Raw genomic sequence first — 22,913 nt, forward strand, 5'->3', positions numbered from 1 at the left:
CCTTTTATAATTTAAGTTTACCAAATTCCTCAGCAAAAACTAAATCTTTAGCTAATTCATTAGCCTTTGCTAAAGATTCATGGGTTCCAGCATCTGTCCACCAGCCCTCTAAAATATCATAAGTCAATTGCCCACGTGCAATATAGCAATTATTAACATCCGTAATTTCTAATTCGCCGCGTGAGGAGGGTTGCAACGTTTTTATGATGCTGAACACAGAGCTATCAAACATATAAATACCCGTTACCGCATAATTGCTTTTGGGAGACTGAGGTTTTTCCTCTATTGACAAAATTCGATCTCCTTGAAGTTCAGGAACTCCGTATCGTTTAGGGTCGTGCACTTCTTGTATTAATATTTTAGCTCCAATACCTTGGCTTTTGAAATTAACAACATATTTTCCAATTTGATCCGAGAAAACATTATCCCCCAACACCACAACCATCTGGTCGTTGCCAACAAAGTATTCAGCTAGCCCTAGTGCTTGTGCGATACCCCCAGCCTCATCTTGAACCTTGTAAGTGAAAGAAACACCCATCTCTTTTCCACTACCAAGAAGATTCACAACATCCCCCATATGGTCTTTACCAGTTACAATTAAGATGTCATTAATATTCGCTTCTTTTAATTTTGCTACTGCATGAAATATCATCGGATACTTGCCAACAGGAAGCAAATGCTTGTTGGTGACCTTCGTCAGTGGAAACAGGCGCGACCCCGTACCTCCGGCTAGAATTACTCCTTTTACTGCCATATTTACACTCCTTTATATTTCACTAATTCTTCAATTTTCATTTTAATTTCTTTTTGACTTTTTCCTTCAAGATTCATTAATCTATGTACAAATGAATCATTAATAATTAAATCATTCCGAATATAGAAATTAAGTAGCGATTGAACAAAACCATCGTTGTTATAACGAGCGACCATATATTTTTTTTCCCTCTTTACTTGATCTTGGTTCTGCATAATATGGTAATGATATACTATAGAAGAAGGACAGTTTGATAAACTAAAGCCCATTTTTTTTATTTGTAGTGCAATGTCATTATCTTCAAAAGCATTAATATATTTATCAGAGTAATCTAATTCAGAAACAATTACTTTTTTAAAAAGAGTGGCGCCTCCAGGAACCCAGTCACATTTATGCCATAGTGCAGAAGAGACATCTTGTTCATTTTTGTTATCGTCAATTAAATAGAAAGTTATAAAACCATCACTTTCAATGTAACTACCTCCGTTAAATTGAATTTTTCCATCTGGAAAAATAGTTTTACAGCATACAGCTCCAATATTAGGATCTTTCTCAGCCGCAACAATTAACTCCTCAATCCAACCTTCTGTCACTAAAATATCATTGTCTAGGTTAATAATATAATCTCCGGTTGCTAGTTTCGTCGCTTCTCTGCGTCCACCTGGACAACCTAAGTTTAGCTTCGAGTAGTATATTTTCACACTTGGTAAACTCCCAAAATTTTCTTTTAAAAATTGAACTGTTTCCTTTGAAGATCCATTATCAAAGATGATAATTTCATGTTCAACATTTACAGTCTTCTTGATAGCTTCAACGCATTTTAATGTCATATCTTTTTTCTCAAAAGATAATATAACAAATGAAATTTTTGCGTTGAAGTTACCTTTTCGAATATTTTCTCTCATAATTGCTTCTTTCTTGATTTGTCTAACTATCACTTCAATATTAGCGTGAGATTCTATTGTTGTCTGCTTTTCGTGAATACGATGATGATAAATAGGTTTTGGTAAATAAGCAAAAGCATCACCATAATGAAAAGCTGTTTTCAACGCAATGTCATAATCTTGTGCTCCATCAAATCTACTTTCATGAAGCCCTATTTTAGTAAAAACTCTTTTATTGATTATTTTCAAATGTGAAGTATACATGCCTTTTAGTAACTCTTCGAAATAGTTACTTGTGGGGCGAGAAATAAAAGTTTCTATAGTGCTATTTTTATTTTTAAACTCGTTATATCGATCAGAGTAGCCGTATACATTAGATTCTTTCTCTTTTATTTTATTCATTAATAACTCAATAGCGTCAATTTCCAACCAATCATCACAATCTAAAAATGCAATCCAATTACCTTGAGCTTGTATGATTGCATTATTCATAGTCTGACTTATCCCAACATTAACCTCATTTTTGATATACTTAAAATTATTGTGTCGCGAATGAAAATCTTGTAATATTTCTGTAACTAAAGGGTCTGTTGAACAATCATCGACAGCAATGACTTCTAAATTTTCATAGGTCTGCAAAATAGCACTTTCAAAACATTTTGCTAAATATTCTGAATTATTGTAAACTGGAATGACAATAGAAACCATATCCATATCTTTTGACTTCAAAGTAATTAGACTTTCATTCTTATTATTATTTAAATAACCTCTTACTCTTAAACGGTCTCTGAATTTATAATATTTAGAAAGAAAAGACCATCCATTAGATTTATAGATGGTATTTAATTCTTGTTTTAATTGATTTATTATATGATCTGCATTTTGCAACTTATGCTTTAACTGTGCATTTTCGACAACAAGCTTATTATGCTCTAAAGTCAATTTCTCAAAATCCATTTTTGACAATTCTAGCACCCTTTCTTATAAAGTTTATCATTTTCATCAAAAAATTAAGATGTGGTCGTTTATTTTTGTCTTTATATTCAAGGTACTCACCAATATTAAGAGAAACATTACAATGATATAAGTTTACGATCATATTATCATAAGACTTTTTCATGTTCTTTCTTCGTTTAAATCGATCAAAAAAATGCAATGATGTTCTAAATTCAGATGTAATCTTCTCGACGTATAAAAATCTATACTTACAGGCTATTTTCAACCAAAAATGCCAGTCCTCTAAATAATCTAATTCTTCGTTTATACCTCCCAATTCTCGAATTATCTCTCGCTTAAACATAACAGATTGTATTGGTAAAAAATTTTGAGCAATTAGAGTTAAAATACTAAATTTGCTATTGAATGTACAAATACGATATAGTACTCTAAAGTAATTTCGTTCTATCGATCTATATTTTATCATTGCCTCATAGGCAAGGCTGTAAGCCACTTTATATTCAATATTTTCCTGCAAAGCTGACATTAATATCTCCAAATGATCAGGATATAATAAGTCATCATCATCTAAAAAATTAATATATTCACCAGTCGCCAGTGCCAAACCTATATTAGCACTTTTACTTCTACCAATATTGTTATTACCTGTGGTAGTATAAATTATATCTAGATCAGAAAATTCATTTTTTAACATATATTCAACTTGATTGTCGCCATCCTCTACTACAATTACTTCGAAACTACGATAAGTTTGGTTTCTAATTGATAACAAAGCTTGTTTTATATATTCAGGGTTTCTATATGTACGAATAATAATTGAAACCTTTGGCCCATTGCACAACGGCTTCCATTTATAATTTGAACCTATTTTCATATACTCATAGTCAAACCTAATAAATTTAGGTTTAAACTTATTACTTTTTTTATTATTCATACACCATTTTCGAGCTTTAGATCCTAATCTTAAACTAGCTACTATTTTTTTATGTAACAATAAATAGTTACTTTTCTTTTTCATTACATGATAAGCGATTATCAAGCTATATCCAACAAATGTATCTAAAATTGTGCCAAATTTGTAACGCAAATATAAATTATTAATCATAATATGATTAATTTTGTTAGTATCATCAAGTGAGGTAGAAGTATAATGAAAAACAACACTTTCGGGGACATAAACTAATTTGTATCCGAGCATTCTTAATCTCCAGCTTAAATCTACATCTTCCCCGTATAAAAACAAATTTTCATCATAGCCAGCGACTTTAATAAAAATATCTCTTTTAATTAAGCAGGCAGCCGAACTTGCCCAACTTGTTTCTAAAGTAATTGGATCGTAATATTTAGGGTGTTCATAAGGAGCCTGTCTCAGTTCCCATAAAGCAATATCTCCGTTTGAATCGCCTACTTTTTTTGTTAAATTACGAATAGAATTATACTCTAACTCTGTATCTATATTTAAAAACAAAATAAACGGATTGTTTGTGTTTTTGACACCAATATTGTTTGCTTTACCAAAACCATGATTAACTGATTGCTTTAATATCGTGTAAGAACCAAACATTCTTGACTCAGCAAAATTTTCAAGTAATTCACAAGTGTTATCATCGGAATTATTATCAATTACTGTAATATATACATACTTTAGATCATAGTTTAGCTTTACAAGACTGCTCATACATTTATGTATCCATTTTGACGAGTTGAATGTTACTATAATAACGTCTAGATATAACATAATTACATCTTCCTCTTAATTAATGATCCAATAAATCTCAAAGGCTTCGTTAACTTCCAAGAAGTGGAGTTTTGTAACTCAAAATGCTTTTGTTTTATGTCCAATAATTGATCGTTCAATTGTATAAACTCTGACTTTAAAAGTTCAAATTCATGCTTGTTTTGCATAAGATTATTTTTTTGGCTCTCTAGTTCATTTTGCAACTTTTCATGTAGAACTATCTTCTCAGTTATTATCTTATCTTGTTTTTTTATCTTATCTAATGTCGAAATGATATCACTATTCAGACTGTATATTTTACTTTTCTGTTCGCATATTTGTTCATTCTTTTCAGCTATAGTTGCATTTTTTTCTTCTAGCAACTGCATGTTCATAATTAATTCTCGTACTACAGTATCATGTATAGTTGTTGCTGACATCTCTACAAAGATCTTATATTGCCTGTTCTCTCCTTTTACTTGTTCGTTTTTCTCATGAGTATATTTTATAAAAAGATGATTGTTAGACCCTACTGTTAGGCAGCTAAAGTATTTAGTTTCACGGTTAATACGTCTTATGTTCTCATTGTAGCTTATATTAAGAAAGTCATTTGACTCATCCGCCAATACGATTCTTTTCTCACCGTTTTCTGAATCAGAAACTATAATATAAATCGATCTGATGATTATATAAGCAGATTGTTTTATAGGATCAATTCGAAAATGATCATCAAATTCTTGATTAAAATTAAACTGAAGTACTTGAAATTGTTGAGAGTAGTTTGTCCAAATTGTCTTTTCATATGTGTATTCACCGTTTACAGGCAACAAAACCTGTACAGGATACTTCGTCTCATTGATTAAATTAACAACGCTATTTAATGAATATCTAATTTTCCGATACTGATCATCTGTTCGATTTTCACCATGCACCATAGATTGAAAATTTCTTTCAATGTCATTAAAAATGTCTACTAGATTTTCACTTATTTCAAAATACCGAATTATGTCTGCTAATGAAACATTAACGCTAATAAAATTACAATATTTAGTCCAAAAACTAAGTATGGCTCTATACATGATAAATAGAACAGGCACATTGAAATTAAACACCCATTCACAATCAATAATTATATAATCATTATCTTTCACTAGGATGTTGTCAAATACTAGATCTATATTGGCTGGATTGAGAACTCGGGCTGCTTTTAATGATAGTTCTGTACCAAATACTTCTATAAACGATTCACATGAATGGAAATTTATTGGTGGTATATCTTGAAGATTTTCAATAAATACTTTGTACTCTTGTAATTTATTATAAAAACCTTCAATATTGTCTTTTTCCAGTAGTTTAATTAGAATATCACTTAAACTTTCAGACTTAACATAATTATAAATCAGTAAATTACTCTGTATTTTTGATTCGAGGATATTTGCACGATAAACATCCGAAAGAATTTTGGTATTATTAAATATCTCCGTAATATGTCTCTCGCCTTCATTTCTTAGAGGCTTTTTTTGAACAATTAGAGAGTTACCCATATCAACAATTCTTGTTTCAGTTTGAAATTGAGGCAAACGCTCCCTTGTATACTTAGTATATAAAATCTTCATATATATTTCCTCACTTTTGGTATTTGCAAAATACAAGAAAAGAGTTTGAGAAAAACGGAAATTTACCCTCTTTCAACAAAGAATCCATAACAACTGGTTCATCAAACAACTGCAGGCGTTCAAAATCATAATTTGGAGCATTTATCAAACTCGCACCATGACTTGGAAAAAAATTATCTGAGTAAACCTGAGTTGGCATTTTATAATCTGGTACAGGGTAATAAAAATCATTTTTATCAAACCCTGCTTCGTTAAGGATTTGCTTTAGTTCATTTTCACTAAAAGTTCTTACAGACTTTACTCCCCTATAGTTATTTAAACCATCATAATAATTACCAGTGTGGTCTTCTCTAGAACCAGCCCAATATTTAATACCGAACTTATTCTCTATCGCTATAATTAATAAACCATCTTCGTTAAGTAAACCTTTCGCTTTCTTCAATATATCAACAAATGGATTCGCGCTATATATATATGAGCAAGCATATTCTAAAACACCTATCAGAGTTATATAATCAAACCTTTTATTAAACTCCATATCAAAGATGTCTCCAACAAAAATACTAAGATTACTATTTGATTTGTATCTTGTTGCGATAATTTCCGCTCTTTTTTTAGATAACTCAACAGCAGTAACATCATCTGACTTTTCACATAGTAATCCAGTTAACGCACCACATCCTGCGCCAATCTCCAAAATACTCGATGAGTGCCCAAATTCGAACCACTCCAGCAAGTTTCTTCTTTGATCAGAGAAGTGATATAATACAGGCCACCTAATGTCATTCTGTAGTGCATTTAATATGTTCATCGGATCTTTTGCGATAGCAAGCAATTCATCCTCTATTACACCATCACTATATAAATCAGATCCATGATAATAATCAGTATAAATTTTAACGTTTCCAATTTTATCCAGATAAATCCCTCTTTCTAGGACTGAATAATTCCTATTCCGCTAATCCTTTCAATAATATAATACATTTCAAAATCCACTTCACTCCAATAATTCAAAGTATCTTTGTTCCATAATGTGAATCCCTCAGTTTGTAGATACTTGTTATACTGAAAGTGCCAGCCCTTTTCTCTTTCTTCAGGTAGTATTCGATCTAGCCTATCTCGAAAAATTTTCTTATTTGCCTGAAGCTCATTTCGTAGTGGATAATGCTTTAGTAAGAATTTGATTGGATATACTTTTCGATTAGGAAAAACTGCCTCATGCCCACCTGATTGTTTCATTTCAACATCATTTGTATTTTTCCAGGCCTTAATTTGTATAAAATGTCCTGGTCTTTTTCCAAACTCATAATAACCTATCTTCTTTTCATAATTATTATAAACACTAACTTCTCCCATAACTGGTCTGAAGTCCAGTACAGTGAAGTCAATTGCATTATATCCCATAGAATCCACAAAAGATATAGCATCAGCCAATGTGGCATTTTTCCAAGGTGAATATCTCAACTCATCAGAATCATGATGAATAATCCAATCATACTTCGAGTCGATAGACTCTTTTTGTAAGTTTTCAAGTAATTTTCCCCATTCATAATGAGTACTTTTACTCTCTGGAAACCTTTTAATCGTTACTCTAGAGTTATCAATATAAAGATCTATTAATAATTCAAAGGAACCATCGTTGGACCAATTGTCAATAGCTATGACATCTACTCCTTGCTCCAGTAAATGATTAATAACCTCCACTATTACATCTTTCTCGTTATAAACATTGATAATCGCTGCTGTCTTCTTTGGAATTACTTTTTTATAACTTATGGCTACCCCAGTCAGAAAAAAAAGTGTGTTCTTGACCAAAGAGTTTGAAGAGGGCGAAGTATAACCTATGTAGTCCAGATGAATCCCACGTTTGATAAAACAATTATACAACTCTTCCATAGACCATTGTCTTGTATAATCTTTATCCCAATATCCATTCAAGCCACATCTTTTTATTCGATCTGGAGTAGCAATTTGTACACATTTGCAAAGACAACTCGCTCTTGCAATAAAATTAATAAGAACTTCTATATTGGTAATATATTCAAGCGTATTCGCTATCACAACCATCGATTTAGAAAGCATCTCATCAGAGAAATGTGGAATATTAATCAACAACTCACTCCGATTAATATTTATATTAATTATGTTTTTGAAATTGGCCTCATGAGATACTAAGCTATGAGGACTTATATGGATTATATATTCAACCTCAGTACTCTTAGCAAGATACAATGATAATTGATAGAAATAAGGATACTCCTCCAAAAAGAAACCATTCCCCATCTCCAAAGTGTACTCGCGCATTTTTCTAAAAACCCTCCTTAACAAAACAGAGCTACTTACCCTTACTTACATCACTGGAACTAACTTTTATTTCAGCTTCCTCAGCAATTACCATACCATATTGCCTTGATTCTGGGCCTTGAATAACCACTTTAAAAAGATAACATTCTCTCATATGCTGCACTATTGTATTATTATCCAAGTCTCCATCATTCACACCTAAACTAATTGAATAATTACCGCTTTGCAATCTGGGCATTTTAAAGGTAAATTCAACTTGAATCCTCTCACCTTTTAATAGCGCCCCCGCTTCCCTGCAATTTATATTTCGACTATTAAAATGCAAAACCGCCACTCCATACTGATTAAATATTCCAAAACCTATTATCGGATTTAAAACCTCTTCAAATATTTCTATATCAGCCATAAAAGAAACTTTACTCTCTGTCCCATTTAATATTTCGATGTTTTCCCCTGATAAATTATTAACAAATGCTACTCTTCTTAAGGCTACGACCTCCTTCGAGCCTATAATCTCTACATCCGCTACAGTTTTCCATATAAAATTGTTGGTTTCGTTTGAAAGCAACTCTTCTCTAGGGATTTTCTTATCTATCACACTGTCACTCGTTGTCTCTGGCAATATGTTGTGTGTCATAAAATTGTAATACTGTTGTATTATATCTTTAGGTTTTCCCCTTTTATAGACCTTCCCGTCCATAATCCAAATAACATCATTACAAAAATTCTTCACAGATTCCATGTCATGAGTTACAAATAAAATAGCCTTCGCTTGATCCATTAGTTCTTTCATTTTCCTTATAGCTCTTTGCCTAAAACGCACATCTCCAACAGCCAGTGCCTCATCCACGATGAGTATTTCAGGATTCACGGAAACCGCCACCGAAAAAGCAAGCCTAACAAACATACCTGATGAATACGTTTTTACTGGCTGATAGATGTGATCACCTATTTCAGCAAATGTTAGTATTTCATCCAACTTACTGTCTATTTCTTCCTTACTTTTCCCTAATATCATACCATTAAAATATATATTTTCTAATCCTGAAAGTTCGGGATTGAATCCTGCTCCCAACTCTAAAATTGCTGAAACGTTCCCGTTAACCTTGATAGTTCCACTTGTAGGATTCAGCACTCCTGTTATCATTTTCAAAAGAGTTGATTTACCTGCACCATTTTTACCGATAATAGCAAGAATATCACCTTCATTAACTTGAAATGAAATATTATTCAGTGCATAAAAGTCTTTGTGATATTTTTTCCTAAAAGGATGGATTGATTCTTTTAATCGATCAATTGGATTTTCGTACATCTTATAAATCTTAGTGAGATTGTCAACATCTATTATAACTTTATTCATATCATCACCTAAAGGACGTCCGCAAAATGCGGACGCAATTTTTTATATAGATTATATCCTAAAATCAAAAACACACTTGTAATGAACCAAAAATACGGAGTCAGTGCTGTGTGCTCCCAAAACCAAATTTTATGAATAAAACTATCTCTATAGCCCTCAACCAAGTAATAAACTGGATTAAGCTTAAAGAAAAAAACATACTTGTCAGGAAGCATATCTAGCCCCCAAAATATAGGGGTCAGCCAGAAAAAAAACTGTAACAGCATATTTACAAACTGACCAATATCTTTAAGGAATATTATTAAAGATGAGCTTATCCAGGAAAGCCCAAGCAACAAGATAATTGTCGATATCGTATAGTAGAAAACCTGAATATTGTACCATGAAAAATCAAAACCATATAAATAAAACATAATGAACAATAAAGTGATAAAAAAGAAATGTATAAACAAGGACGAGGTTATCTTTACTAAAACCAACAAACCCACAGGGAAAATCACCTTTTTCACCAAATAACTGCTTTCTGTAATAGAATTCGTAGCAGTGGATATTGCTTCCGAGAAAAAAAACCATGGAATAATTCCAGCCATAAACCAGAGTATAAATGGAGCATCACTTACAGGCACCGCTTTAAAACCCACTTCAAAAATAAACCAATAAATAAGAATAGTTATAGCCGGCTGCAAAAATCCCCAAAATACACCAAGATAAGATCCTAAATACTTGGATTTTATATCCTTTATAGCCATCTCCCAAATAATAAATTTATACTTAGAAAATTTATTAATAAAAACCATAACGATCAAGCCCCCTATTAAGCAATATCCACAATTTAATATTTATCACAACTAAGAGTTGGTTATCATTATAACAGAGCAAAGTAAAAGATTCTCCAAGCATTTAATTAATCGTACATTTACCATGCCTCCTATCTATGATAAAATTTTGTCGTATTCCGAAGAAAATTCCCAATAGACAAAGGAGCAGAACCATGGGCACCAAAAAGTCTCAACCCGGCTACTACAGTGGCCTCAAGAAAGAGCAAAATTCATCGGTGAACGCAAACTCCATCCTTTTCTGGACTCTACTAGCCATTACAAGCATACTCATGTTTTGGGCGCCGTTCCAGAAAGGATTGTTCAACGGTAATTTCACCAGCTTTGAAGGACCGATCTACTCCTCCTTAGTATGGACGAGCATTCTGTTCATTTTGTTGTCCTTTCTCTTATTTTACCACTGGAAAATCTCAACACAAGCGGATTTGCTAACAATTGCGATCTGGTTACTCCCGCTCTCGTATCTCATATCGGCCATGGGAGCTGCCTCAGCCTCGCTCGCGTTTAACTTGTTCTACATTCAGCTAATTTATGTAGCATTTTTCCTGTTGGCGTACTATATATCCCACAAGGAAGCCGGCTTCACAGCTATGCGTTACGTGTTCATCGCTTCTGCGTACTTGATTGTAGCATTTGGCGTACTGAACTGGCTAGGTCTAAAGGAGGCAGCATTCTCTGCTGTCAAATGGTTCGCTTCCGACATGGGGGCACTTAACTATTACGAGCATGCCGTCATGGCCGACTCGAACGGACCACGATTAACGTCGGTGTTCCAATACGCCAATACGTACGCAGGCTATTTGATACCCGTACTGCTCATTGCCGTTCATCTGCTCGTCACCTCGAAGCGGTGGTATGGGATGGCGCTGCATGCATTGTTCGTCGTGCCGATCATCATCTCCTTCTTCGTGACATTGTCGCGCGGCGCGCTCGTTATACTTCCAGTCGTCGTCCTGCTTGTCCTGCCGTTCCTTAAGATTCATCGTCAGGTCGCGTACTTGTTCCATCTTGGCGTATCGTTCGTATTATCCTTCATCATCTTGACGGATGTCACGAACGCCGGAGTGCAGCTGTTCAGCCAATACGATGCGGCACTTGTGCGCAGTAGCTGGACGAGCTTACTCACCTGCTCCATTGGTTATACCATTATGGCTGTAGCCTTTCAACAATTCGTGGACCCGCGTCTAGACAAAGTGTTGGCTTCGCTTCAGCGTCGCAGGTTCTCCCAGATCGGTATTCCGGTTGTCGCCATCATCGCAGGAACGATAGGCGCAGCTCTGCTTCTCACCGATTCGGGCGTCACCAAGCTACTGCCTGACAATATCCGGACTCGTGTCGAAAATATCAACCTTCAGCAGCACTCCGTCCTAGAGCGGGGTACCTTCTACAAGGACGCTACGAAAGTATTCGAGGACTACCCTATATTTGGGGCGGGCGGCGGCGCCTGGAGTGCTCTATACGAGAAGTATCAGAACAACCCTTATGTGAGCAGACAGGCACACAATTTCTATCTGCAATATTTAGTGGAGACGGGAATTGTAGGTGCAATCTTCTTTATCTTAATAGTCGCCGCGATATTCTATCTGTACATTCGTAATTATCGCAAGCAGGAAGAAGAGCAGCGTGATGGTCGCTTCATCTTCTACATCATGGCCATCGGCCTGCTCGTTCACAGTGCGCTCGATTTCGACTTAAGCTATGTATACTTGGGACTGCTGCTCTTCTTCTGCTTCGGTATGATGATCGCTGGCGAGCAGAGAGAGCTTACATCTACACTTACGAATAAGCTCTCGCGGTACAAGTGGGCTTACCCGTCCATCACCGCGCTGCTTGCATTCATCATCTTGTTCAACTCCATCCAGTTGGTGAGCGCAGGCCGTAGCTATAACGAAAGCATTAAGCTGCTGAACAGCGGAAACACAGACTTCCATCAAATTACTGCGCCGCTCAACGAAGCTCTCGAGCTCCGTCCGGCACATCCGGAATACACGCTGCAGAAGGTGGCAATCTTGTTCCAGGTGTACCAGCAGTCGCAGAACGAACAGTTCTACAACGAGGCCGTTACGCTGATCGATGCCGCTCGTGAGAAGGAGCCGTTCGACTTCTTCCTGATGGAGCGTAAGCTGCAGAGCTATCTGTTGAAAAACAACCAGCAAGAGGCTCTCACACTTGCAACAGAGCAGCTTAACAACTTCCCGTGGAAGGTCGCCCTGTACGAGACAGCGATCGACTTGAGCACGAAGCTGGGGCTTCAAGCGTTCGACAAGCGTGATCAAGCGACGCAGGATCAACATTGGGCGCTGGCGCTGGACATCTATAAGCGCTTCGAGGCTCAACAGCAGCAGCTAGCGAGCTTACCGAAGGAGCAGCTGCAAGGTAATCCGTTCGACCCAACGCCTGGCATGGGCTTCTCGCTTGGCCAAATTCACTATCTGCAAGGCCGATACGACCAAGCGGAAGCGATGCTGCGCCTGGGCGTCTCGGAGGATCTGAATGACACCGTCAGCCGTCAGTCTGCTCGCTGGCTGCTCGCAGCGCTCCAGAAGCAAGGCAAGAACGATCCTGCGTTGCTGGATAAGCTACTCGCGGTGGATCCGGCTGAGAGAGGACAGATTGATCAGCTCGTGAATTTAAAATAATACGTAAGAGCCTGCTCCCGATCTGGAGCAGGCTCTTCTTGCATCTATGGTCTTCGTACCACTCGGCTTACCGCGGCGTACAATAGCTGCCAGCCGCTGGACATATCGCACAGCTGCGGGTTAGCAGTGTAGTCCAGCTCCGTCAGCAGCTCCTGTGCTGCACGGTCAGCGGCAGCACCCTTACCTCGCTTGGCGCCTGAGCTGCCTGCCTTGCCTTTGCGAGCTGCTGGACTGGCCGAAGCGTCTCCTGAAGACAGGCCAGATGCAGGACTTACGCCGGGCACTGCATCCACACCAGACTGTGCGCCTACACTTGTTGCAGCCGCTGTGCTCGGTGCAGCCGCCTTCTTCGGCGGACGCCCCCTCTTCCGCGCCGGCGGTTCCACAGCCCCCTCCGCTGACGCCACCCGCTCCTGCGAGGCGGCTGCAGCGTTCGGCGATGCCGCCTGCCCGTTGAGCGCCTCTGCTTCGCTACGAGCCGCCGAGCTCGCCTTCGGCGGCCGACCTCTGCGCCGTGCAGGCGCATCCGCTACCGCCGCCCGTTCCTGCGACGCCCCGCCTTGGCTCGCCGCAGCTTCTCCAGCCGCCACACCCGCCTTCGGCGGGCGGCCTCTGCGCCTTGCAGGCGCATCAGGTGCCGCAGGCTCCTTACCCGGAACCGCCTTGCCACCCTCCAACACCTTCAGCTCCGGCTGATCGTTCCGTCCATTCGCATGCCGTCGCTCCTTCGCCTTCATCCGCTCCCGTTTACGCTTGGACATACCACGTTCCTCCCTTCCTCATCATTTGCCACCAATCCATTCCCGCCGCAAGGCGAACAGCTCCTGCAGCTCGCTTGTCGACATCTCGGTCACCCAGTTCTCGCCTGCGCCGACGATCTGCTGACTCAAGCCCAGCTTGCGCTCGATCATCTCATCGATCCGTTCCTCAAGTGTGCCGAGCGTCACGAACTTGTGCACCTGTACGTTGCGAGTTTGTCCGATTCGGAAGGCTCGGTCCGTCGCCTGGTTCTCCACCGCCGGATTCCACCACCGGTCGAAGTGAAACACATGATTCGCACTCGTCAGATTCAAGCCCGTGCCCCCAGCCTTCAGCGATAGGATGAAGATGCTCTTACTCTTGCTCGACGCAACCCGACCCGCGCTCGTCCCTGCACCTGTGCCGTCAGCCGAGCCTGCGCCAGCCTCCGACATTTTGCCTTGGAACTCCTCGATCATCCGATCCCGCTGCGCCTTCGGCACGCCTCCGTGCAGGAACAGCACACGCTCATCCCGCTCCTGCTCCAGCACCGCCTTCAGCATATGTCCCATCTCGACGAACTGGGTGAAAATCAGGCAGCTGTCCCCTTCCTCGCGCAGCTCCTGCACCATCTCCACGAGCCGCTCCACCTTCGCCGATCGCCCCTCCCAAGAGACTTCACCGGACTCCTTCAGAAACATCGCCGGATGGTTGCAGATTTGCTTCAGCTTCGTCAAGGTGGCAAGAATGAGTCCGCGCTTCTCCATGCCGCTGAGCGTGTCGATTCGGTTCATCAGGTCCTGAACCACATTCTCATACAGCCCCGCCTGCTCCAGCGTAAGAGGGACGTACACCTTGCTCTCATACTTGTCCGGCAGGTCCAGCTGAATCGCCGGGTCCTTCTTCACACGCCGCAGCAGGAACGGACGGATCAGCTTCTGCACTTGACCGACAAGCTCCGGCTCGCCGCCCTTCTCGATCGGCTGCACGTACTTATGACGGAAGGCGTTCAAGCTGCCCAGATAGCCAGGGTTCATATAATCAAAGATCGACCACAGCTCCGTCAACCGATTCTCAATCGGTGTACCCGTGAGTGCGATCCGATGATGTGCATCCAGACGACGAACCGCCGCGGACTGCTTCGTGCTCACGTTCTTAATATTTTGCGCCTCATCAAGGCCGATAACATCCCAAGTTACCCTGGACAGCTCCTCTTCATCCAGCTGTGCGAGGTTGTACGACGTCAGCACGAGATCGTAGCCGTGAACCGACTCCACGAACGCCTCACCCCTCGGACGCTGCGTGCCGTAATGAAGGTAGATACGCAGCGAAGGGGCGAATCGCTCCAGCTCCTTCTGCCAATTACCTAGCACGGACGTCGGACAGATCAGCAGCGCAGGTGCTTGAGCGTCTACATGCACGACACCGCTAGTCGACCTGCCTCCTTGAACAGCACCATCACCGGCCTTCGCCCCTTGCACTCCACCTTCAGCAGCCTCCCCGCGACGTGCAGACCCATCGCCCCGTGAATGGAGCAAGTACGAGATGAACTGGATCGTCTTGCCCAGACCCATGTCATCGGCAAGACACGCACCGAAGCCGAATCGCCGCATGAACAGGAGCCACGACACACCTTCCTTCTGGTAGTTACGCAGACTCGCCTGCAGCCCCTCTGGCTGCTCGACGAGCGGAATTCGGTCTGTATGCTGCAGCTGCCCGATCAAGCCAGCCATATGCTTATTCAGCTCTACCTCCATGCGTAGCTGACGGAGCGCATCCTCATCTACTGCTTCCTCGCCAAGCATACCCGCCCCCGTATCATCACGAGCCTCCGCGCCGAGCATATGCAGCTCCAGCACCTCGCGGAACGTCAGCCCCTTCTTGCCCACCTGCTTCATAGCCTGCTGGACCGACGCGATGAAGGCAGGGTCAAGCTGTATCCACCGTCCCTTGAAAAAGAGCAGCCGCTTCTTCTCCGCAGCCAGCTGCGCGAACTGCTCCTCGGTCAGATCCAGCTCGCCGACCGCAACTCGCCAGTCGAAGCGCATCAGCTGATTCGCCCCGAAGAACGACTCCCCGCTCGAGCCGACCGACGACTTCAGCTTCGCCTTCAGCCTCGGCTGCGTCCGTCTCAGCTCCTCCCACCACGCGGGCAGCAGCACGGTATAGCCAGCGGCCAGTAGCCGCAGGCTCGTCTCATTCAGGAACGTCCACGCCTCACTATCCGTCAGATGAGACTTCAGCCGGACTGTCTCGCGTACCACGGCTGTCTGCCGTTCAGACGCAGCCAGCTCAGGTGCAGCTAGCAGCGCCCGCTGCAGCGCCGACTCCAATCTCCGACCGACGGATTCAATACTGCCCCAGTCGTCAGGGATACCCGTAGCAGCAGCACGCTGCATGGAGCCTCTTGTCCGCCTTCTCTGACCTTCGACTTCTCCCAGCACCCGCACAGAGTCCGAGCCGCTCTCCAGCTCTACCACTACATCCGGCCGCTGCTTATCCTGCAGTACAATCCGCAGACGCCACTCCTCGTTCGTTGCGAGACCTACCATCTGCTCAACAGCCACACTCGGATCAGCCTCAATGTCCTCAACGTCCACAGGTCCCTCTCCATCAGACATCATCATCGCCAGCTCCGGCTCGACCAGCTGCAAGCATACACGGAACGGCACGTCATCCTTGCGCCAGCCCGCCTTCGTCAGCCAGTCCTCCTCATCCAGCGGCACACCGCTTGTACCAACTAGCTCCACCTCGTCTAGCATACGGACAAGCGGCTGCTCCTCCACAAGAGCTCCCCACGCCTGCTGGACCGCAGGCTCCGTCCCAAGCAGCTCCTCCAGCACTTGCGTCAGCCATACATCTACATCAATCCCACAGTCATGCGCCAGCGTGTACAGCTTACGCAACGCTTCAGCGCGTGCTGATGCCTCTTCGCCTACAGCCCCGCTTCCTTGCGAGCCTACCGCTACCACCTCATCTAACCCGCCAGCATCAGCGCCTGTACTAGCACTAGCACCTGTACTAGCACCTGTACTAGCACCTGTACTAGCACCTGTACTAGCACCTGTACTATCACCTATACTAGCCCCCGCACCTGCACCTGCGCCAGACACCTGCACTGCCGTCGGCGCGCCCGCCGGTCCCTGCGCCCCCTGCTCAATTATCGCGTCATCCTCCGGCTTATACAGCCTCCACCTGCGCACACCCGCCTGCCATTCGTCCGCACACGGCACATACCAGCCTTTGGCGATCGCCTCCAGCAGCAAGCCCGCAGCCTCCTGAGCCTTCAGCAGCACCTCATCCCAGGCTAGCGATACATGCAGCGATACGCCCGGATTTGCCAAGTAATCGAGCGCTTGGTACGGTGACAGCAAGAGCGCCTGCTCGCGCTCGCCTGTCCCTTGCTCCAGCAGCGTGCCGTACAGGCTCGCTCGATGCCAAGCGAACAACCTCCGGCGCAGCTCAAGCACGCTCAGCATGCCACCATCCTCATACATGGCCCACAGCAGCCAGTGACCGTCCTCCCGCCGCTCTCCATGAACGTGAACCGTATTCAACAGACGCATTACGCCTCGACTCCCTTCTTCAGCTTACCGAGCTCCTCCTGAAGGGCGCGAAGGCGCGAATACTTTTTCACAATATGGGCCAAGTACCGATCCCACTCCTCCGTTCGCTTCAGCTTCTTATACATCGTCTCCAGCCGCTTGAGCAGCTTCACCGCTTGCTTATAGGCGTCCCGATTCTTCTCTGCGATGAACTGCTCCGCGCTCAGATGGTACCACGGCAGCAGTAGCTCCCTCGATTCGTTCTCCATATCCTTCAGCTCGCTCACGCGAAAATCAAGCGGCGTAAATCCGAGCGCCATATGAACGTCCACCCACTCCATATACTTCCCGCGACCGAGCAAGTAGCCAGAATAATAAGGCATGCTGCGCGGCAGCAAAGCCACAATCGCTTCCTGCATCGACTGCTCCACAGCTGCATAAGGAAGCACCGACTCCCACGTCTCGAAGTAGTCCTCCAGCACATCCCCTCGGGCGAATTGCACGTACGGTGTGAACCACTTCAGCCAGTCCACAAGCCTGCTCCACTGCTCCATATCTGCGAAGCCCTGAAAGTATGGGGCGAACTCCACGAACGAGATGTTCTTCATCTTCTCAATCCGCGACCGGGCTGCATCATCATTCTCCGCACGAATATCCAGCACCGTCATTGCAAGCAGAAGCCGATCGTGACGGTACATACTGAGCGAGTCCTCACGCAATGCCCGTCGCAGCCTCGCTCGCTCGATCTCGACAAGCTCCTCCTCCCAGAGCAAGGTCCACCATAGCTGTGTGTACGTATGGTTCCATAAGGAAATCGCTGACTGCTCTGGGAACGCATGCTCGGCTACATAAGCGGCTGTCTCCCGCAGCAGCTCGGCAGGCGGCTTCTCTATGATGTCACCAGCGGTATACGAACTCACGACGTCAACTAGCTGATTAAACGATTGCACCGCAATAACCCGATAGCACTCCGACCAGCGATAATAATCGTACGAATATTGATGCCGGTAATTCGCAGTTACGATCTCACCCAGCAGCTTCATAATGAACAGCTGAATATGAATCTCATAGAACGCGCGCCGCAGCTTGCTGCTCCAGCCATCTGCAACGGGCATCAGCCTCTCATTGACCGTCTGGTGCATCGTCGCAAGAGTCGGAAGCTGGTCGAACATCATAGGACGAATCGTCGCAGAGAAATAGGTATGCCACGCCGTCACACTGTCTGTCATCTTCGGCGGCTCCACCGCCCTGCCCACGCTTTGTGCAGACTGCTTCCCCTTACGAGAGTCCGGCTGCACCTGCTGCATGCCTGCTCCCCGATCCTCTATTGAGCCCCCCAAGCCTCCATCGAGGCTCGCTAGGCCCGAGGCGCCTCCAGCTTGCCCCCTTACCCAAGCTGCGCCGCCCGGCGTAATCAGCTGGAATACATTCAACCCCTGCTTCGCGCTCCTGAAAAACATCAACGCAGCCAGATGCTCGCAGGAGTACGACCTCCTGCAGGTGCAGGTGCTGTGCTGGAACGCATCATGCATCAGCTCGGCCCTCACTTCCTCATCTTCATCCGGATCGACGAAAATGCCATAAGAATAACCATCCTGCTCTTCCCAATGCTCGATGTCATCATTCAAGTACATATAGTAGCCGTACTCCAGATCCTTATATGCGAAATATTGAAACGCCCTCCGCGTCAACTCGCGCAGGGCAGCGGTCTTGCTCTCGATCACCATAGCGTCCCACCCTTTAACTTAGGCGGACCGACCGTCCACCTGTACTTCCCATCATTATAGCATAGGCTCTTATACCCTTAGAAGAAAGATATGATACTGAGCTGCAACAAATATAAAAAAACGACAGCTCCCCTAAGGAAGCTGTCGTTCTCATATTGATCGGAACCGCTAGGGCTCGGATTAGAATCCGCCCATGCCGCCCATTCCACCCATGCCGCCCATATCCGGCATACCTGGCTTATCCTTGTCTGGCTTGTCAGCGATAACCGCTTCAGTCGTCAGGAACATCGCCGCAACGGATGCTGCGTTTTGCAGCGCGGAGCGTGTCACCTTCGCAGGGTCAACGATACCCGCTTCGATCATGTTCACCCACTCGCCGGAAGCTGCGTTGTAGCCTACGCCTGTTGCTTCTTTCTTCAGACGCTCTACGATAACAGAGCCCTCTTGACCTGCGTTAGCTGCGATCGTGCGAACTGGCTCCTCGAGTGCACGCAGAACGATGTTCACGCCTGTCTTCTCGTCGCCTTCTGCATCTACAGCAGCAACTGCGCCATATACGTTCACGAGCGCCGTACCGCCGCCTGCTACGATACCTTCTTCTACTGCTGCACGAGTTGCGTTCAGCGCGTCCTCGATGCGCAGCTTGCGCTCCTTCAGCTCCGTCTCCGTTGCAGCGCCGACCTTCACAACGGCTACGCCGCCAGCGAGCTTCGCGAGACGCTCTTGGAGCTTCTCCTTGTCGAACTCGGAAGTCGTCTCTTCCAGCTGAGCGCGGATCTGGGATACGCGAGTACCGATATCCGCCTTGTCACCAGCGCCGTCCACGATGATCGTGTTCTCCTTCGTCACGCGAATCTGACGAGCGGAGCCAAGCTGGTCTGGAGTCGTAGATTTCAGCTCAAGGCCGAGCTCTTCTGTGATCACTTGACCGCCTGTGAGCGCTGCGATGTCGCCGAGCATAGCTTTACGACGGTCGCCGAAGCCTGGAGCCTTCACCGCTACGCAAGTGAATGTTCCACGAAGTCTGTTCACGACCAGAGTCGCGAGCGCCTCGCCTTCTACGTCCTCAGCGATGATCAGCAGCTGCTTGCCGGACTGAACCACCTTCTCGAGAACGGGAAGAATCTCTTGAATGTTCGTAATCTTCTTATCTGTGATCAAGATAACAGGGTTCTCCAGAACCGCTTCCATCTTGTCTGTGTCTGTGATCATGTATGGCGAGATGTAGCCGCGGTCGAACTGCATACCTTCCACGACCTCCAGCTCTGTTGCGAAGCCCTTGGACTCCTCAACGGTAATAACGCCATCCTTGCCAACCTTCTCCATCGCTTCTGCGATCAGCTGACCGACTTCATCGTCAGCAGCGGAGATTGCAGCAACTTGAGCGATCGACTGCTTGCCTTCGATAGGCTTCGCGATGCTTGCCAGCTCAGCTACAGCCGCCTTAACCGCCTTGTCGATCCCTTTACGGATGACCATTGGGTTCGCGCCAGCTGTTACGTTCTTCAGACCTTCGCGAATCATCGCTTGAGCCAGAACAGTAGCAGTCGTCGTACCGTCACCTGCGATGTCGTTCGTCTTCGTTGCAACTTCCTTCACGAGCTGTGCGCCCATGTTCTCGAATGCATCCTCAAGCTCGATTTCCTTCGCGATGGTTACGCCGTCATTCGTGATGAGCGGGCTGCCGAACTTCTTCTCGAGTACCACGTTGCGGCCTTTAGGACCGAGCGTTACTTTCACAGCATTCGCCAAAGCGTCCACACCGCGAAGCATCGAGCGGCGAGCTTCTTCACTGAACTTAATTTCTTTAGCCATGGAATATACCCTCCCAATTTCTGATATTTATATAGGTAACGTCACTTTGTCTTCTACGTATAGACTTGCTTGTTGCTTAAGTATATAGGGAAGCGCTGCGGCTCTTAGCCAAGAACAGCCAGAACGTCGCTTTCACGCATAATCAACAGCTCACGGCCTTCGAACTTCACTTCAGTACCCGCGTACTTGGAGAAAATAACACGGTCGCCTTCCTTCAGCTCGAGCGCAATGCGTACGCCGTCCTTGAGTGTACCGCTGCCGACTGCAACGACTTTGCCTTCTTGCGGCTTTTCCTTCGCTGTGTCTGGCAGAACGATTCCGCTTGCGGTCGTCTCCTCCTTCGCGATGGCTTCGATTACTACGCGATCACCCAACGGTTTGATCATGAGAAAATTGCCTCCTTTAAATTTGGTTTACTTCGTTTACTATTAGCACTCGAATGTCTATAGTGCTAACAACAATTCTTATAATACTCACTTCGCATAAAATTTGCAAGTAGTTTCGCGACTTTTTTGCACCTTCACCATTGTCTCCTCGCCGCTGTTAAAATATACAAATTATGAGACGCTTCCTGCTCGCTCCCTTACCCCATCAGTAGAAAAAAACCTGCCATCCGGCAGGCTTCTCTCCCTATTCCTTCTCCTCAGCTTGCTCCTTCTCCCACTGCGCATCCTGAAGCTGCTGCTTCCGATAAACAAGATTAGACAAATAAATGCTGAATTCGTAGAGCAATATCATCGGAATGGCAACAATAATCGCCGAGATCGCATCTGGTGGAGTAATGAGCGTCGACACGACGACGAGCCCCATATACGCCAGCTTGCGCACCTTACGGAGCACGGCCGGATTGAGAATACGAATCTTCGTCAGGAACATGACGACAATCGGCAGCTCGAACACTAAGGCAATCGGAATAATAATGCTGAACATGAAGCCGAAATATTGCGCGATGCCATACGTTTCGCTGAGCTGCATGCTCTGGGCAATGCCCGTCGTGAACAGGAAGGCCATGGTGAACACCACATAATAACCGAAGAACAATCCGGCCAGAAACATAATAAACGCGAACGGCACATACATCAGTGCGGCCCGCTGCTCAATCTCCCGCAGACCTGGCTTGAGGAATGCCCAGACCTGGTACAGCGTGAACGGAAGCGTAATGAGCAGCCCAATCACAAGCGCGAAGTTCATGTACATCTTGAGCGGGTCCCAAGGCGAGAACGCGTTCCATTCCATCCCGTTAGCAGGCGGAATTGATTTCAGATACGTAATGATTGGATTGGCAAAAAAGACACCGATCACCATCCCGAGCACCAGCACGATGATCGTCCATATGATGCGCTTGCGCAGCTCTGATAAATGATCGACTAAGCTCATGCCATCGTCCTGAGACATTGCGATTCACCCTGCTTTCTAGATTAGCAGCCGATCAGGTATGACTAATGCATACCGATCAGCCTTGCCTACCATACTCCCATTATCCTGAGCGATCGGACTCTTGTCTGTCGTTAGCTCCCGGCAATCGCCCTCATTAATCCGGCAGCCTGCGCGGATCTTGGCTCCGATTCGAAGCAGCGGGCGCTTGAGGCGCTTGCTGTGGCTGTGGTCCAGTCGCCGACGACTGAGCAGCTTCCCCATCTGCCCCCGCTCCCGCAGATGGATGTGCCGATGCAACCGTCGGAGCCGGAGCAGCCTCTTGCTGTCCACCCTGCACCGAATCCGGCTTCGGCGTCACATCCTTACGTCCCGAAGACTCGGCATCATGGACATCGCTCAGCAAATTGCTGGACGCCTGCTTGAACTCGCGGATCGTCCGTCCGAGTGCACGCCCGAGCTCAGGCAGCTTCTTGGGGCCGAATATGATGAGCGCGATGACGATGATCAGTATCACTTCGGACATCCCTAAATTTCCAAACATCGACAACCCTCCTTTGTACCGAACTCGCACAGCTCGTACACGTCAAGCTGAACGCACCAAGCGTCAAGCTTGCTATACCGTACACTTACCTATACATGTCATG

The 22,913-nt window shown here is 44.8% G+C and carries 16 protein-coding genes; 1 reads left to right on the plus strand and 15 read right to left on the minus strand.

The window, feature by feature from the left end:
- Nucleotides 1–4 precede the first annotated feature (4 nt).
- The 8 genes from PAE68_RS20545 to PAE68_RS20580 form a co-directional block, all read right to left on the minus strand.
- Nucleotides 5–754, minus strand: coding sequence for a sugar phosphate nucleotidyltransferase (locus PAE68_RS20545; RefSeq protein ID WP_281890067.1), 750 nt, complete (start codon nt 752–754; stop codon nt 5–7).
- A 2-nt stretch (nt 755–756) separates the two neighbouring features.
- Complete coding sequence (locus tag PAE68_RS20550) at nt 757–2,595, minus strand: glycosyltransferase (protein ID WP_281891171.1); 1,839 nt, start codon at nt 2,593–2,595, stop codon at nt 757–759.
- Nucleotides 2,585–4,333: a glycosyltransferase family 2 protein gene (locus PAE68_RS20555; protein ID WP_281890069.1), complete on the minus strand. Its 1,749-nt coding sequence runs from the start codon at nt 4,331–4,333 to the stop codon at nt 2,585–2,587. The genes PAE68_RS20550 and PAE68_RS20555 overlap by 11 nt, the downstream gene beginning before the upstream one ends.
- Before the next feature lie 2 nt (nt 4,334–4,335).
- Nucleotides 4,336–5,928 carry a hypothetical protein gene (locus PAE68_RS20560; protein ID WP_281890071.1) on the minus strand — a complete coding sequence of 531 codons (1,593 nt, stop codon included), beginning with the start codon at nt 5,926–5,928 and terminating at the stop codon, nt 4,336–4,338.
- Nucleotides 5,929–5,938: 10 nt separating this feature from the next.
- Nucleotides 5,939–6,763 carry a class I SAM-dependent methyltransferase gene (locus PAE68_RS20565; RefSeq protein WP_281890073.1) on the minus strand — a complete coding sequence of 275 codons (825 nt, stop codon included), beginning with the start codon at nt 6,761–6,763 and terminating at the stop codon, nt 5,939–5,941.
- A gap of 98 nt (nt 6,764–6,861) precedes the next feature.
- Entirely contained in the window at nt 6,862–8,232 is a 1,371-nt protein-coding gene (locus PAE68_RS20570; protein ID WP_281890075.1) for a glycosyltransferase family 2 protein, read from the minus strand.
- A gap of 31 nt (nt 8,233–8,263) precedes the next feature.
- Nucleotides 8,264–9,592 (minus strand): ABC transporter ATP-binding protein, encoded by a 1,329-nt coding sequence (locus PAE68_RS20575; RefSeq protein ID WP_281890077.1) that lies wholly within the window; start codon nt 9,590–9,592, stop codon nt 8,264–8,266.
- Between the two features lie 8 nt (nt 9,593–9,600).
- Entirely contained in the window at nt 9,601–10,389 is a 789-nt protein-coding gene (locus tag PAE68_RS20580; protein WP_281890079.1) for an ABC transporter permease, read from the minus strand.
- Nucleotides 10,390–10,583: 194 nt separating this feature from the next.
- Here PAE68_RS20580 and PAE68_RS20585 point away from each other — a divergent pair, with 194 nt between their 5' ends.
- Complete coding sequence (locus tag PAE68_RS20585; RefSeq protein WP_281890081.1) at nt 10,584–13,067, plus strand: O-antigen ligase family protein; 2,484 nt, start codon at nt 10,584–10,586, stop codon at nt 13,065–13,067.
- A gap of 44 nt (nt 13,068–13,111) precedes the next feature.
- Here the strand turns inward: PAE68_RS20585 and PAE68_RS20590 are convergent, their stop codons facing one another.
- From PAE68_RS20590 to tatA, 7 genes are all read right to left on the minus strand, one after another.
- The gene (locus PAE68_RS20590; RefSeq protein ID WP_281890083.1) at nt 13,112–13,828 is read right to left on the minus strand and encodes a hypothetical protein; all 717 of its coding nucleotides are present in this window, start codon (nt 13,826–13,828) and stop codon (nt 13,112–13,114) included.
- A gap of 21 nt (nt 13,829–13,849) precedes the next feature.
- Complete coding sequence (locus PAE68_RS20595) at nt 13,850–17,371, minus strand: DEAD/DEAH box helicase (protein WP_281890085.1); 3,522 nt, start codon at nt 17,369–17,371, stop codon at nt 13,850–13,852.
- Entirely contained in the window at nt 17,371–19,077 is a 1,707-nt protein-coding gene (locus tag PAE68_RS20600) for a hypothetical protein (RefSeq protein WP_281890087.1), read from the minus strand. Before PAE68_RS20600 ends, PAE68_RS20595 begins: the two co-directional genes overlap by 1 nt.
- A gap of 180 nt (nt 19,078–19,257) precedes the next feature.
- Nucleotides 19,258–20,892 (minus strand): chaperonin GroEL, encoded by a 1,635-nt coding sequence (gene groL / locus PAE68_RS20605; protein ID WP_281890089.1) that lies wholly within the window; start codon nt 20,890–20,892, stop codon nt 19,258–19,260.
- A gap of 104 nt (nt 20,893–20,996) precedes the next feature.
- Complete coding sequence (groES, locus tag PAE68_RS20610) at nt 20,997–21,278, minus strand: co-chaperone GroES (RefSeq protein ID WP_281890091.1); 282 nt, start codon at nt 21,276–21,278, stop codon at nt 20,997–20,999.
- 244 nt (nt 21,279–21,522) lie between these two features.
- On the minus strand, nt 21,523–22,287 hold the full coding sequence (gene tatC, locus PAE68_RS20615) for a twin-arginine translocase subunit TatC (RefSeq protein WP_281890094.1): 765 nt from the start codon (nt 22,285–22,287) through the stop codon (nt 21,523–21,525).
- 136 nt (nt 22,288–22,423) lie between these two features.
- Entirely contained in the window at nt 22,424–22,810 is a 387-nt protein-coding gene (tatA, locus tag PAE68_RS20620; RefSeq protein ID WP_281890096.1) for a twin-arginine translocase TatA/TatE family subunit, read from the minus strand.
- Nucleotides 22,811–22,913: the final 103 nt, after the last annotated feature.

It is taken from the genome of Paenibacillus sp. YYML68, assembly GCF_027923405.1.
GTDB lineage: Bacteria > Bacillota > Bacilli > Paenibacillales > NBRC-103111 > Paenibacillus_G.

Coding starts and splice junctions, on each gene's coding strand:
- groES (WP_281890091.1), bottom strand. CDS start 21,278: ATGATCAAACCGTTGGGTGATCGCGTAGTAATCGAAGCCATCGCGAAG.
- PAE68_RS20580 (WP_281890079.1), bottom strand. CDS start 10,389: ATGGTTTTTATTAATAAATTTTCTAAGTATAAATTTATTATTTGGGAG.
- PAE68_RS20570 (WP_281890075.1), bottom strand. CDS start 8,232: ATGCGCGAGTACACTTTGGAGATGGGGAATGGTTTCTTTTTGGAGGAG.
- PAE68_RS20545 (WP_281890067.1), bottom strand. CDS start 754: ATGGCAGTAAAAGGAGTAATTCTAGCCGGAGGTACGGGGTCGCGCCTG.
- PAE68_RS20600 (WP_281890087.1), bottom strand. CDS start 19,077: ATGGTGATCGAGAGCAAGACCGCTGCCCTGCGCGAGTTGACGCGGAGG.
- PAE68_RS20595 (WP_281890085.1), bottom strand. CDS start 17,371: ATGCGTCTGTTGAATACGGTTCACGTTCATGGAGAGCGGCGGGAGGAC.
- tatA (WP_281890096.1), bottom strand. CDS start 22,810: ATGTTTGGAAATTTAGGGATGTCCGAAGTGATACTGATCATCGTCATC.
- PAE68_RS20575 (WP_281890077.1), bottom strand. CDS start 9,592: ATGAATAAAGTTATAATAGATGTTGACAATCTCACTAAGATTTATAAG.
- PAE68_RS20555 (WP_281890069.1), bottom strand. CDS start 4,333: ATGTTATATCTAGACGTTATTATAGTAACATTCAACTCGTCAAAATGG.
- PAE68_RS20590 (WP_281890083.1), bottom strand. CDS start 13,828: ATGTCCAAGCGTAAACGGGAGCGGATGAAGGCGAAGGAGCGACGGCAT.
- PAE68_RS20585 (WP_281890081.1), top strand. CDS start 10,584: ATGGGCACCAAAAAGTCTCAACCCGGCTACTACAGTGGCCTCAAGAAA.
- groL (WP_281890089.1), bottom strand. CDS start 20,892: ATGGCTAAAGAAATTAAGTTCAGTGAAGAAGCTCGCCGCTCGATGCTT.
- tatC (WP_281890094.1), bottom strand. CDS start 22,287: ATGTCTCAGGACGATGGCATGAGCTTAGTCGATCATTTATCAGAGCTG.
- PAE68_RS20550 (WP_281891171.1), bottom strand. CDS start 2,595: ATGGATTTTGAGAAATTGACTTTAGAGCATAATAAGCTTGTTGTCGAA.
- PAE68_RS20560 (WP_281890071.1), bottom strand. CDS start 5,928: ATGAAGATTTTATATACTAAGTATACAAGGGAGCGTTTGCCTCAATTT.